The sequence below is a fragment of the Flavobacterium bernardetii genome (genome assembly GCF_011305415.1).
GTDB classification, from domain to species: domain Bacteria; phylum Bacteroidota; class Bacteroidia; order Flavobacteriales; family Flavobacteriaceae; genus Flavobacterium; species Flavobacterium bernardetii.
In genome coordinates this window covers 65917-79835 of the sequence record NZ_JAANOQ010000002.1, presented here as the reverse complement: position 1 = coordinate 79835, position 13919 = coordinate 65917, and the positions used below count along the sequence as shown (strand labels likewise).

General features: G+C 28.1%; 11 protein-coding genes. All 11 read left to right on the top strand.

Annotation, left to right across the window (positions count from 1 at the left end; genetic code table 11):
* The first annotated feature begins 123 nt into the window (after positions 1-123).
* The gene (locus tag G6N05_RS05190; protein ID WP_166125521.1) at positions 124-558 is read left to right on the top strand and encodes a response regulator; all 435 of its coding nucleotides are present in this window, start codon (positions 124-126) and stop codon (positions 556-558) included.
* Positions 559-578: 20 nt separating this feature from the next.
* On the top strand, positions 579-1313 hold the full coding sequence (locus tag G6N05_RS05185; RefSeq protein WP_166125520.1) for a polysaccharide biosynthesis/export family protein: 735 nt from the start codon (positions 579-581) through the stop codon (positions 1311-1313).
* A gap of 11 nt (positions 1314-1324) precedes the next feature.
* A complete protein-coding gene (locus G6N05_RS05180; RefSeq protein ID WP_166125519.1) occupies positions 1325-3481 on the top strand; it encodes a GumC family protein in 2157 nt (718 codons plus the stop codon).
* The gene (locus G6N05_RS05175; RefSeq protein ID WP_166125518.1) at positions 3478-4701 is read left to right on the top strand and encodes a lipopolysaccharide biosynthesis protein; all 1224 of its coding nucleotides are present in this window, start codon (positions 3478-3480) and stop codon (positions 4699-4701) included. The genes G6N05_RS05180 and G6N05_RS05175 overlap by 4 nt, the downstream gene beginning before the upstream one ends.
* The gene (locus G6N05_RS05170) at positions 4692-5807 is read left to right on the top strand and encodes a glycosyltransferase family 4 protein (RefSeq protein ID WP_166125517.1); all 1116 of its coding nucleotides are present in this window, start codon (positions 4692-4694) and stop codon (positions 5805-5807) included. Before G6N05_RS05175 ends, G6N05_RS05170 begins: the two co-directional genes overlap by 10 nt.
* Entirely contained in the window at positions 5804-7099 is a 1296-nt protein-coding gene (locus tag G6N05_RS05165) for an O-antigen ligase family protein (RefSeq protein ID WP_166125516.1), read from the top strand. The genes G6N05_RS05170 and G6N05_RS05165 overlap by 4 nt, the downstream gene beginning before the upstream one ends.
* 107 nt (positions 7100-7206) lie before the next feature.
* Positions 7207-9588 (top strand): hypothetical protein, encoded by a 2382-nt coding sequence (locus tag G6N05_RS05160; protein ID WP_166125515.1) that lies wholly within the window; start codon positions 7207-7209, stop codon positions 9586-9588.
* 1 nt (position 9589) lies between these two features.
* On the top strand, positions 9590-10288 hold the full coding sequence (locus G6N05_RS05155) for an acyltransferase (RefSeq protein WP_166125514.1): 699 nt from the start codon (positions 9590-9592) through the stop codon (positions 10286-10288).
* Positions 10281-11513 (top strand): glycosyltransferase family 4 protein, encoded by a 1233-nt coding sequence (locus tag G6N05_RS05150; protein WP_166125513.1) that lies wholly within the window; start codon positions 10281-10283, stop codon positions 11511-11513. Before G6N05_RS05155 ends, G6N05_RS05150 begins: the two co-directional genes overlap by 8 nt.
* The gene (locus G6N05_RS05145) at positions 11510-12586 is read left to right on the top strand and encodes a glycosyltransferase family 4 protein (RefSeq protein ID WP_166125512.1); all 1077 of its coding nucleotides are present in this window, start codon (positions 11510-11512) and stop codon (positions 12584-12586) included. Before G6N05_RS05150 ends, G6N05_RS05145 begins: the two co-directional genes overlap by 4 nt.
* A 119-nt stretch (positions 12587-12705) precedes the next feature.
* Complete coding sequence (locus tag G6N05_RS05140; RefSeq protein ID WP_166125511.1) at positions 12706-13917, top strand: DUF1972 domain-containing protein; 1212 nt, start codon at positions 12706-12708, stop codon at positions 13915-13917.
* The last annotated feature ends 2 nt before the right edge of the window (positions 13918-13919 follow it).

Below are 13919 nucleotides of genomic sequence, written 5' to 3'. Positions count from 1 at the left end.
TGGAATTTATTTCCATATTTTGGAAAAATATCGTAACCTACAAATCTTAAAACCTTGAATTCATTACGTTTAACATCTTGGCATCAAATTGGATTATATAATAATAAAATAAATTTTTTTATTATGGAAAATCAATCTGAATTCAAGTTTTTTATTGTAGACGACGATGTTTTTTGCTCTAGTTTACATGAACAATATCTTAGAAATATAGGCTGCACAAATATTACTCATTTCACCAACGGAATAGATTGTTTAGATAACTTGCATTTAAATCCAGATATCATATTTTTAGATCATGACATGAATGATTTGAATGGCTTTGAGGTGTTAAAAAAAATCAAACGCATCAATCCTGGAATCTATGTAGTAATGATTTCTGGACAAGAGAACATAAAAACCGCCGTAGATGCTTTAAAATATGGAGCTTTTGATTATTTAATAAAAGATGAAAATGTTTCTAAAAAAATAGAAACTTTAATCTCAAATATTGTTAAAATTAAGGAAGAACTAAAAAAATCAAACGCTGGTTTTGTTAGTAAAATACTATCTTTCTTTTAAAAAATGAAAATATAAACATCATGAGAACGAACATTATAATTGTATACGGAATTCTTATTTCTCTTCTAGTTTCATGTAAAACACAAAATTTACTAGTTGATAAAAATGAAGTTGTAGACATGAAACCCTTTTTTTTTGATAACACGTATCAATATAAAATTGAAAAAGATGATAAAATATCTATATCAGTTTGGGGAGAAGACAGTTATAGTGTTGGGTCGGTTTATGGTATCTATAATTCCAATGAAGTATATGGAAAATGGCTTTTAGTTGATGCGAATGGTAATATTGAAATACCGAGAATTGGCACCACAAATGTTTTAGGAAAAACAATTCCAGAATTAAAAGAGATTTTAAAAAATAATTTAAAAGAATGGCTTTTATATCCTGTTGTGGATGTTAAAGTTTTAAACAAAGAAATTACTATTTTAGGAGAAGTAAGAAATCCGAACACTATTTTAGTTGATAAAGACCATAATACTTTATTAGAAATTGTGAGTAAAGCAGGTGGATTTGAATTTTATGCCAATTTAAAATCTATAAAGGTATTGAGACAAAACGGAGAAAATGTATATGTAGCAAATATTGATTTAACAAATGCAGTTGATATTCTCAATCAAAACATACAGCTTCATCCTGGTGATATTATTATTGTTCCTTCAAAAAAGAACAAAGAATTTGACAAACGCATCTCTACAATCATTCCTTTTACAACTACAGTTAGTGCCGCAGCTATCATAATGGGATTATTTTAATTTAAAGTATAATGAACGAAAACCTAAGAGTACTTAAACCATTTTTAAGAGGATTACCATTTATAATTGTAACTGTTATCCTATCCGTAATTGGTGCAAAAAAATATTTGAGTTATACCACTCCAATGTATGAAAGCACAGCAAAATTAAAACTGGCTGATATACAAGAAGGAGTGTCTAATGCCAATTTATTTAAAGATTTTGATGTTTTCGCAACTGCAAATAAAATAGCTACTGAAATTGAAGTTTTAAAATCTACAGAATTAATTGAAAAAACAATAACCGAATTACCGTTCCATACTGAAATATTTAGAAAAGGCGAAGTACGAACAGTAGAACTTTTTAACAACTCCCCAATTTTAATTGAAAGCACATTCAACTCTGATTACTACTATAATAAGAAAATAGAGGTTGTTGTGCTTTCTAAAAAAAAATTTACTTTAAACATTCCGAATGAAAGCAGTATAAATGGTGAATTTGGAAAGCCTATCATTTTAACTAATGGACAACTGATCATTAGCTTAAATGAAAAATATTTAGCCACAAAGAAAAACGCTACTATTGTAGATGCATACGAAATAGAATTCTTAAGCAAACAACAAGTAATGGCCAAAATCTATAAAAATTTAGATATTGTTCCAGTAGATAAAGATGTACCTGTTATACGAATAAACCTGAAAAGCAACATACCTGAAAAAGCAGCTTTGTTTGTAAATAAGCTTTCTGAAATGTACATAAGAGATTATATTGAAAACAAATTTAGAGCCGCAAATGTTACTGTAGATTTTTTAAATAATGAAATTTCAGCTGCCGGAAAAAACTTAAGCAACTCAGAAAACAATATACAAGATTTTAGAGACCAAAAAAAAATTATCAATTTTCGTCAAGAAACAGAAACAGATTTAAGAAAAATATCTCAATTAAAAATCCAACAAACAAATATAAAAATGAATCTTGATGCGATCAAGGATTTAAATAAATATATAGCCAATGGGGAAAAAGACTATCTAAGTTTAGCCGCAAACTTTGAAAGTTTTTCAGATTTACTTTCAACAGAAATGGTTAAAAGCATGAAAAAACTTCAAGCGGAAAAGAAAGATTTATTACTTACCTATACACCAAACAATGAAAAAGTAAAAATCGTTGACGACAAACTGAATGATTTAATCTCCTATCAAATTGAAAGTATTAAAAACACTGAAAAAAATCTTCAAATAAAATATAATGATTTATCAAATGATATAACTGAAGCAGAACAAGTTTTTAATGACCTTCCAGAAAAAGAAAGATTAATGACTATACTGGAAAGAAAATTTAATGCTTTTGAAAAAAACTATAATTTCTTAAACGAAAAAAAGATAGAAGCAGATATCGCTAAATCTGCAAAAATTGCATTTCACAAAGTTATTACTCCGGGTGAAGTTTCAAAAAGTCCTGTATCGCCAATTAGAATAATAATCATTTTAGTAGCGGCTTTTCTTGGCTTTTTAATTTCAACAATACTAATTTATGTAGTTCATTTTACAAAAGCAAAAGTTAATGATGTGGTTACAATTGAAAAAAATAGTACTATTCCAATCGCTTTATCAACTCCCCATTTGAAAGACCAGAATGCTATTGAAATTAATTTTTTAAAAGAAGCTTTGCAACTTGAAATTAAAAATATTTTAACTTCTAAAAATATCGTTACCATTACTTCTTTTCATGATTCGAAAGAACACTTATTTCATAGTAAAAATTTAATTATTGCCCTACAAAAACAAAAAAGAAAAATATTAATCATAGACAGCACAAGCGAATTAAAAGAATTAGATAACGGTACTAATTATATCAACTTAAACGACAACAAGTTTTTAAAATTAAAAAAAGAGGATTTTGCAAAACTGATTGAAGAGAAAAAAGAGGATTTTGATTTATGTATCATACACAATCAAACATTAAAAGACGGAAAATTAACGTTGCTTTTAATGGCATTAGCTAACCAAAATCTTTTTATATTAGACAGTAGAAAAACATCTGAAAATACCATCTCAAAAATTGAAATAATTAAAGAAGAATACCACTTGTCAAACATGTGGTTTATATTAAATAGGAGCGGTTATAATCCAAGTATACTTACAGAAATTAAAAAAATATGGTATAAATACTCGAAAAGAAAACCTAAATGAAACGAATTATAAAAACAATCAACGCTCCTACTCTATTGGTTTTATTTGACCAATTCATGTATAGTGGAAGTAATTTTATGATTACTATTATTCTAGCAAGAGTATTAAGTGTCATTGAATTTGGTTTGTTTTCATCTATAATTATTTATACTTATTTACTATTAAGCATCCTTTCTGCATTTCTTATTCAGCCCTTTCAAATTGCTTACCCAAAAACAGAAAACAAACACGAATATTTTCAATTCATAATTTACAGTGTATTGTGTTCTTTTTTACTACTATCTGTCGTCAACTTTTTGATTTATTTATTCCTACCAATAAAATCTTTCTCCTTCCTAACGCTTACCTTTTTTTTTATTACTTATATTTTTCAAGACTTATTAAGAAAAACTTTATTAACAAAGAATGCAATTAATAGTGTTGTTTACATGGATGCTTTCTTTTTAATCTCCATTGTAATCTGCTATTTTAGTATAGATAAAAATCTTAATTTAAATAGCGCCTTACTTATAATTTCATTTTCAAATTTACTGTCTATTGGTTTTGGTATTTTACCTTTAATTAAAACGTTTCGAAAAACAATAAACTGGAAAATCTATTTAAAATCTCACATGCTTCAAGGAAAATGGTTTGTTAGTGTTTCTTTACTTCAATGGGGAAATAGCAATTTAATCATTTTGTTCTCAGGGATTTATATTGGATTAGAAGGCATTGGAGCTTTACGTTTAGTACAATCTTTCTTTGGAATTTTAAATGTGCTTTTACAAGTTGTAGAAAATTATTTTTTACCTAAAATTGCCAAACTTTACCATGAGAACAGACAAACTGCTAAACAATATTTATTCAAAATAACGCTTAATGGTTTATTTATTTTTGGTTCTATTTTACTTCTACTTTTCATGTTTCCGGATAAAGCAATTATTTTAGCTGGCGGAATTCAATATGTAAAATATGGTTTTTTAGTACAATTTATGGCTGTATTATATCTGATCATTTTCCTTGGCTACCCTATAAGAATTATGATTCGCATCAAACTATTAAACAAATCTTTTTTTATTGGTTATTTATGCGCCTTCGTATTCACTTTACTTTCTTTTCGGTGGTTATTGGTAAATTATAGCATTTCTGGCGCAGTATTAGGCTTAATATTGAATCAATTAATCATGTTATTGTACTGGCAATTTCAATTGAAAAAAAATCACTTCATTTTATGGAAATAATTCATATTGTTCTAGGAAAAGCAAACCCAAACCGAATGAATGGGGTTAATAAAGTTGTGTACCAAATGGCTGTTAAACAAGCTGAGATGCAAATTAAAGTTTCCGTTTGGGGAATAACTGCAGACCTTACAAAAAATTTTGAAGAAAGAAATTTTGAAACACGCTTATTTTTAAAATCTAAAAATCCTTTTACAATTAGTGCCGAACTGAAAAAAGCATTACTTTCAAAAAAAGAAAATACCATATTTCATATTCATGGTGGTTGGATTCCGATTTTTTATTCTATTTCGAAAGTTTTACAATCTAATCAAATCAATTTTGTTTTTACACCTCATGGTGCTTATAATACCATAGCCATGAAAAGAAATTTTTGGATAAAGAAACTCTACTTTCAATTGTTTGAAAAAACAGTTTTAAAAAATTCAAAAAAAATTCACAACATCGGTAAAAGCGAAAGTACCGGTTTATCTACTTTTTATAAAAACAACAAATCTGTGCTGCTACCTTATGGATTTGAAAATACGATAAAACCAGAATTATTTACTCCAAAAAATGAAGATATTGTTTTTGGTTTCATTGGCCGATTAGATATTTACACTAAAGGACTTGACACTTTACTACTTGCGTTTGAAAAAGTAATAACTCAATTTCCAAATGCAAAACTTTGGATTATTGGCGATAGTAATGAGAAAAGCAAATTAGAAACTTTGATCATAAAATATAAATTGAGCGAAAATGTAATTCTTTTTGGCAGCCAATTTGGTGAAGAAAAAAACAATCTTTTAAAAAAAATGGATGTATTTGTACATCCCTCAAGAAATGAAGGCTTACCAACTTCTGTTATAGAAGCAGCAAGTTTTGGTAAACCATGTGTAGTTTCAAATGCAACAAACATTAATGAACTTATAGAATCTTATAACGCTGGAAAATCAATAACTAAACAAGACTCAAATGAATTACATGATGTTTTAATAGAAATGATTTTGATTTGGCAGAACAAAAAAGAATATGAAACAATGAGTAAAAATGCTATTAAATTAGTGGAAGAATCTTTTAATTGGAAAAAAGTAATTACAGATTTAAATCACAAATTATACGAAATATGACCACGTTTAGCACCCATTCCAAACACGAAAAATTCTTAAAAAAAACCAACATTTTCATGTTCATCATCCTATTCTTAATGGTGGGATGTTTTTTTACATGGAGTGAAAATGTTAACATAACAAGAGTAATAAAAGTGATTGGTAGAATGGGGGTGCTAATTTTGTCAATCTATAATTATTATAGAATCATCAAATACGGAGCAGCTGAAACCTTAAGCATAAAAAATCTATTTAGCCCTTTATTGTATTTAACTTATTTATTTCTTGGTTTCATTTCCTTTTCTTGGAGCACAAACCCTGGCTTTAGCGCGTTGCAGTGGTTCATGACTTTTCAAAGTATGGTTTTTGCCTATTATTTTATTAAAAGTTTGAAAATTTTAGACACTTACTTTGATGGTCATAACATAAGATTATTTAATTTACTTGGGAATACTGTATTTTATCTTCAACTTATTTTTGTTGTTGGAATGTGGATTGATCCAGAAACCTTTTTCAGATTAACGCATGGTGGAGAAGAAGCGCGTTTAGGTGGAGTTATCATGAATCCGAATGAACTTGGCATGCTTGCAGGCGTAGGTGTGGCTTGTTTAATCTTCGACTTATACAGATTTAAAAATAAAACTTGGACCATAATAAAATTACTAATTATTTTTTATGCCTTATACCTAACAGGATCAAGATCTTCTTTAATTGGAGCTCTTTTAATAATCTTTTTCCATATCAATCAAACTAAAAAACAAGGATTAAAACTAGCCATTATGGGTTGCGTTTTATTAGTGATACCAGTCGCTGTAAACCAAATCATTTTAAAAGGTGGCGATAAAGAAAGATTAGAAGAAATTTTAACATTAACGGGTCGGTTACCTTTTTGGCAAGCACTTATCACAGAAGGATTACCCAGAGAACCTCTCTTAGGTTTTGGTTTTATGCGTATAGATTATAAAGAATACTTTCAAAGCACACACACCTATCCAGGAAAAATGACGCATAATACATTTATGCAAGCCTTAATGAATCTCGGATTAATAGGTTTAACCATAGTTTTATTTCAAGTATTTTTTACAGTTTCAGCCTTTTTTAAAGAAGATAAAGAAAATAAATTAATGTTAATTGGTATTTTAATTCCAATTCTCATCAATTCATTTACCGAATTTGGAATTTTTGGAGAAAGCAACTATGGTATTTTATTTTATCAACTTTTAATATTTTCTATATCCTTTAAAAATAATTTGAATTTAACTAGTCTTCAAAAAATACAATTAAGAAAAAGGCGTCCTGAAATCATGGAATAATTTTCCAAAATATGGAAAAAAATAAATTGAAAAAAATCCAAAACCCTATTTAATAGACCTTTATAATTCGGCACGATTTTAACATTACTTAAAAAAACAAAAATATTATGGAAAATATATTTAAAAAAATCGGGTATAATTTGAGCTCTTCAAATGAAAAAAAAAATTTAGAAGAAATAAAATGGCTACAAATTAACAATCCAGACGGAACAGCACGTTGGATCTGGAATGCAACTAACAAACAACCTGTTTTTTTAAAATTCTATAATGAAGGCAGCATTCGTGCAAAAATTTTTGCTTTGCTAATCAAAATAGTTTTCATTTTTAAATTGCAAAAATTGTTATTCAAACAAAGCACGTTTTATATTGAAAAAAATAATAATTCTATTTTTGATATTAAAAAAAGTTGGGCAATTTTCTTGGGAACCGTAGGACCAAACAACAAAGCTTTACTATTTGACGGTAGTAATTTCACAAAAATTGCCACTACTTCAAATTCTGAAAATTTAATTGAAAATGAATATCAAAACATTAAAAAACTAAACACTTGTAGTGTCTCATTTACTACTCCGTCTATAATAAATAAAACCGTTGATTGCTTAACACTTTCAAACATTTCAGAGGATTGCAAAAGATTTGGAACTATCAAGCCCATCCAAGTAAATGCTGTGTTAGAATTAAATACTATAGACAAACAACTACTCCCAATAAAAGAATGGCACTATTTAAAGGAATTAAAAACTAAGTTAAACGCCATTGACAATTCTAAAATTCCTAATAATATTGTTAGAAAACTGAAAGCATTAATAGATGATGTGCAACCAGAGGAAAGCATTCAACTTGCCTTTTCTCACGGAGATTTCACACAATGGAATATGTTTGAAAACCACAACAAACTTTCATTATATGATTGGGAATTAGCGTCAAGCAATAGAACAAAAGGATTTGATTATTTTCATTACATCATTCAATATGAAGTATTAGTCAATCATAAATCTTGGAAAGAAATTTATATTGATATTCTATTTTATGCTAATCAAAATAATCTTCTGGACAATCTGTTTGATGGGAAAATTGATGAATTAAATAACTACTTAAAATGGTATTTAATTATCAATTGTATAAATTATTTAGAAATATATGCTTCACAAAAAGATTGGCATATTCAAATCAATTGGTTGATAAATGTTTGGAATGAAGGTTTGAATGAATTTATGAAAAACTTAAAATCATCAAGACAATTAATTATAATGGATTTTTTTGATGCTATTCATAATGAAGAATACGCAGCGCTTAAAATGCCAAATGATTTCCCAGAATCTGTTAGTTTAAATTCAGATATTGATGTAATTATTCCGAAAAAATTGAATGAAAAAATAGTTTCATTTTTAGAAAATCATGCACTAATTACAAAATTCAAAACGGAAAAAAAATCGTTTATGAATCCTATAAAAATAGTAACCAATGAAAATGAGATTTTAGCACTAGATTTAATCTGGCAACTAAAAAGAAAAAATTTAGAGATGTTAAACGCAAAAAAAATTATAACTGAAAATGTAAAAAACGTTTTCGGAGTTAAAACGGCTTCTTGCGAATATACAACTCAATATATTGCACTATTTCATTTGTTAAATAATGCTAAAATTCCAAAAAAATACTTAACTTACGAACAGATTATTCATAATTCAAATTCTGAACTAGATCTTTTAATTAACGAATATTTTTCAAACAGAAAGCAAAATAAAACGAAACTGCTTCAGTATTTACATCGTCAAGAAGAAAACAAAAAAATAAATTTCATTATAAACACCATAAATTATTGTATGGATACTCTTAAAAATTATTTTTCAAATTCGGGTTTCGTAGTTACATTTAGTGGTGTAGATGGCGTTGGAAAATCTACAGTAATTGAACAAATTGCATTAAAAATAGAAAAACAATTACGAAAAAGAGTTGTAATTTTAAGACACCGCCCGTCTCTTTTACCAATATTAAGTGTTTATACAAAAGGAAAAGAAAAAGCACATACAGATGTGATTTCAAGTCTTCCTAGACAAGGTAAAAACAACAGTTTGTTTTCTTCCTTATTTCGCTTTTCTTATTATTATTTCGACTACTTAATCGGACAATTTGTAATCTTTTTTAAATATACTTTACGTGGACATGTAGTTATTTATGACCGTTATTATTTTGATTTTATTAATGACAGCAGAAGAAGTAATATTCAATTACCAAAATTTATTACTAAAAGTGGCTACCTCTTTTTACTTAAACCAAAATTTAATTTTTTCCTTTTCGAAGATGCACAAGTAATTTTAAAACGAAAAAACGAATTAGATGAATCTACAATCAATGCACTTACCATTGAATACAAAACATTGTTTGAAAATTTAAAATCAAAAACAAAAAACACCGTTTATGATTCTATTCGAAACGACAATTTAGACAATACTTTACAGACAATTATTACTACATTAATTAAAAAATAATATGAAAGCAATTGCCCAAAAAGTCATTAATTTAAGAAATCCAAATTTTAAGTTTGATGAGAATTTAAACAGTTTTGCTTTAATTCAATTTATATGGATTCAAATAGGTAGTTTAACAAGAGGCTTTAAATTACTTTTCTACTTTAAAAACCCAAAAGGAATGTTACTGGGTAAGAACGTTAGTTTTTTTAATACCCCAAAAATAAAATTTGGTAAATTTCTAAAACTTGGAAATCATGTTTATGTTTCAGGTTTAAGTAAAAACGGAATTACATTTGGAAATAATGTTTCAATAGGAGCATTTAGTAGAATTATTGTATCTACTTCTTTAAACAATATTGGAAATCATATTAGCATTGGAGACAATGTTGGAATAGGCGAATTTGCATACTTAGGTGGCGCTGGCGGACTAACCATTGGCGAGGAATGTATTGTTGGGCAATATTTTAGTTGTCATCCTGAAAATCACATTTATGACAACCTCAACGAATCCATCAGACACCAAGGAGTTACTAGAAAAGGAATTGAGATTGGAAAAAATTGTTGGATTGGTAGTAAAGTAAGCATTTTAGATGGTGTACAAATAGGCAATGGATGTGTTATTGCTGCTGGAAGTGTCGTTACAAAATCATTTCCAGACCATTCCGTAATAGGTGGAGTTCCCGCAAAATTAATTAAAGAACGAACAAATCATGGGTAACAAAACTATTTTAGCAACTTGCTATGCTGTAAATCCATACAAAGGATCTGAAGATGGAATGGGTTGGAATTTTGTGTTACAAATTGCACGTTTTAACAATGTAATTGCAATCACTAGAAAGAATAATCAAATTCACATTGATAGGTTCATGAAAGAAAACCCAAATGAGGTATATAAAAATATAAAATTTCTATACTTTGATTTACCTTATTGGATGAGATTTTGGAAAAAAGGAAGCTTTGCCTCTCTTATTTACTTCAATTTATGGCAAAAAAATATCATTTCTTTCATAAAAAAACAAAAAATAACGTTTGATATCGTTCACAATATCAACTTTCATAATGACTGGACGCCTTCTTTTTTACACCAATTAAACAAACCATTTGTTTGGGGACCAATTGGTCATCATTCCAAAATCCCAAAACAATATTTAGAAAAATATTCCATTAAATACAGTGTAAAAGAAAATTTTACTTGGGGCATTAAAAAAATATTTTGGAACTATTCCAGTGCCTTACATGCTACTATTAAAAATGCCGATCATATTTTATGTATGAACCAGAACGTTAAAAATGTTCTACCACTTAAAGATAAAAACTATTCCATAATGCCTTCTGTTGCCACAGAAGATTTCTTCAAAAACACAAACGACAACAAAGAAGATTTTAATGCAATTAGTGTGGGACGATTTATTCCTTTAAAAGGATTTGATTTAACTATTTTATCTTTTGTAGAATTTATAAATTCCTTACCTTTAGAGGAAAGAGCAAAATGTAAATTAACACTAGTTGGAACCGGACCAGAAAAAAATAAGTACATCAATTTAATACAAGAAAATAAAGCAGAAAACAATATTGAAATCATAGAATGGATGGATAGAATTGCGTTAATGAATCTGTACAACAAGGCCTCCGTTTTTCTATTTCCATCTCATGAAGGAGCAGGAATGGTTGTGGCAGAAGCGCTTTCATTTGGTTTGCCCGTAATTTGTTTAGATAATGATGGACCAGGCGAATTTATAAATTCAGGATGCGGTTTTGCCATTCAAAAAACAAACTATACGGCTACAATTTCGAAATTACATGAAGCCCTAAACAAATTGTATTCCAATGAAGATGTTTTAAAGGATATGAGTGAAAAGGCCAGAATTCATTATGAGAATACGTTCACATGGAATAGTAAAGGGAATCAATTAAATGACATTTATAATCAACTACAACTATGAGAATAATTGCTGTACACTTATTAAATGATTATAGCGGCAGTCCAAAAGTGCTCATGCAAGCTTTAAAAGCGTTTACCAAAAACAACATGGATACACATTTATTTACATCTGGTAAACGTGTTGGTTTTCTGAGTGCTATTCCCAAAGTAAACAACCATTTTTTTACGTATTATTTTTCTGAAAATAAATTAATTCGAATTTTTTTTTACTTTTTTAGTCAATTCATTTTGTTTTTCAAATTGGCCTTTTTTCTTAAAAAAACTGACCTTGTTTATGTCAATACCGTATTGCCATTTGGTGCCAGTTGTGCAGCAAAATTGAAAGGTTGCAAAGTGATTTACCACATTCATGAAACTTCTGTAAAACCTAAAATTTTAAAATCTTTTTTATTTAACATCGTAAAAGGTACGGCTACGGAAGTCATTTATGTATCGGAATTTTTAGCCAATCAAGAAGCTTTACATCTTAAAAAAAACATACTTTATAATGTTTTAGAAAGTGGATTTATTGAGATAGCAAATAAAAATAATGCCCTAGAAAAAAAGGAAAAAATTGTATTACTGATTTGTTCTTTAAAGAAATATAAAGGCGTTGATGAGTTTTTAAAATTAGCAGAAATAAACCCAAAATTTACTTTTAAACTTGTTGTAAATGCTACTCAAAAAGAAATTGACAGTTATTTTCATGCTGAAAACGTTCCTTCAAACTTATTGATTTATCCCACACAAAACAACACACATCCTTTTTATCAAGAAGCAAGTATTATTTTAAATTTATCAGATGTGAATTTGTGGGTGGAAACATTTGGCTTAACCATTTTAGAAGGAATGGCGTATCGATTACCTGCAATAGTCCCTCCAGTTGGCGGTGTAATTGAATTAGTAGAGGAAAACAAAAATGGATTTTTAATAGATAGTAAAGACATCGCAAAAATTTCAGAAAAAATCAACTTGTTATTTTCTAATACCGAGTTGTATGAAAAAATGCAATTTCATGCAATAGAAAAAAGCAAAGTATTTAGTGAGGTTCATTTCGAAGAAAGTATTTTAAAAATAGTTTCCAAGTACAGTTAAGTTTTTCCAAAATATGGAATAAAAAAAAGCTGGATTTTAAAAAACCCCCTAAATTACAAGGGTTTACAAAGTTGGTATTAAATTAGCATAAGTATTTCTAACACAAAAATCTTCTGATTATGAAAAAAAACAGAATAGCAATAATTGGTACTGTAGGAATCCCTGCAAAATATGGAGGTTTTGAAACGTTAACAGAACAATTGGTTTCTAATCTATCTGATGAATTTGATTTTACAGTGTATTGTTCTAAAAAGAAATATTCAAAAGAAGAAAGAATTTCTCATTATAAAGGAGCAAAATTAGAATACATTAATCTGGAAGCTAATGGCGTACAAAGTATTTTATACGATTGTATTTCGATACTAAAATCTTTAAAGAATAACGACATATTGTTAATACTTGGTGTTGCTGGAGCTTTTATGCTTCCATTTATAAAATTATTTACCAATAAAAAAATAATTATTTCAATAGACGGCATTGAATGGAAAAGAGACAAATGGTCCTTTTTTGCAAAATTTTATCTTTTTTGGGCAGAAAAAATGGCTGTAAAATATTCACACTTTGATATTTCAGATAATGAATCTATCCAAGATTACACAGCCATGAGATATGAAACACTAAGTAAAGTAATAGAATACGGCGCAGATCATACCTTACAAGTAAAACCAAACCAAACTGATTATTTAAAATATACTTTTTTAAACGGAAATTATGCCGTAAAAGTGTGCCGAATTGAACCTGAAAATAATATTCATGTAGTTTTAAACGCCTTTTCCTTAAATTCTAACACCAACTTAGTAGTTATTGGAAATTGGGAAAATAACGAATATGGGAAATCACTTAAAATAAAATATAGTGCTTTTAAAAACATCTTTTTATACGATCCCATTTATGATCAAAGAGAGATTGATTTGATTAGAGGTAATGCAACATTTTATGTGCATGGACATTCTGCAGGTGGCACCAATCCATCTTTAGTAGAAGCTATGTTTTTGGGATTACCAGTTGTTTCCTTTAACGTTTCTTATAATAAAACAACAACCGAAAATAAAGCTTTGTATTTTTCTAATGAATTGGAATTGACCAAAATCATTCAAAACGTAACTAAAAACGACTTAAAAACGTTAGGCTTAAAAATGAAAAGCATTGCCGACAGAAGATATAAATGGGAAATTATTGCAGAAAAATACAAACAACTTTTCATAGAAGTACGCTTCGCAGGAAAAAAAACAAGTTTAAACAATCCATTTTCAGTTATTAAAAACGACACATTGGATGAACTAAACTTATCGCATTTAAAATATACAAATACGTTTTACGAAAAAAGATAACA

Coding starts and splice junctions, on each gene's coding strand:
- G6N05_RS05190 (WP_166125521.1), top strand. CDS start 124: ATGGAAAATCAATCTGAATTCAAGTTTTTTATTGTAGACGACGATGTT.
- G6N05_RS05185 (WP_166125520.1), top strand. CDS start 579: ATGAGAACGAACATTATAATTGTATACGGAATTCTTATTTCTCTTCTA.
- G6N05_RS05180 (WP_166125519.1), top strand. CDS start 1,325: ATGAACGAAAACCTAAGAGTACTTAAACCATTTTTAAGAGGATTACCA.
- G6N05_RS05175 (WP_166125518.1), top strand. CDS start 3,478: ATGAAACGAATTATAAAAACAATCAACGCTCCTACTCTATTGGTTTTA.
- G6N05_RS05170 (WP_166125517.1), top strand. CDS start 4,692: ATGGAAATAATTCATATTGTTCTAGGAAAAGCAAACCCAAACCGAATG.
- G6N05_RS05165 (WP_166125516.1), top strand. CDS start 5,804: ATGACCACGTTTAGCACCCATTCCAAACACGAAAAATTCTTAAAAAAA.
- G6N05_RS05160 (WP_166125515.1), top strand. CDS start 7,207: ATGGAAAATATATTTAAAAAAATCGGGTATAATTTGAGCTCTTCAAAT.
- G6N05_RS05155 (WP_166125514.1), top strand. CDS start 9,590: ATGAAAGCAATTGCCCAAAAAGTCATTAATTTAAGAAATCCAAATTTT.
- G6N05_RS05150 (WP_166125513.1), top strand. CDS start 10,281: ATGGGTAACAAAACTATTTTAGCAACTTGCTATGCTGTAAATCCATAC.
- G6N05_RS05145 (WP_166125512.1), top strand. CDS start 11,510: ATGAGAATAATTGCTGTACACTTATTAAATGATTATAGCGGCAGTCCA.
- G6N05_RS05140 (WP_166125511.1), top strand. CDS start 12,706: ATGAAAAAAAACAGAATAGCAATAATTGGTACTGTAGGAATCCCTGCA.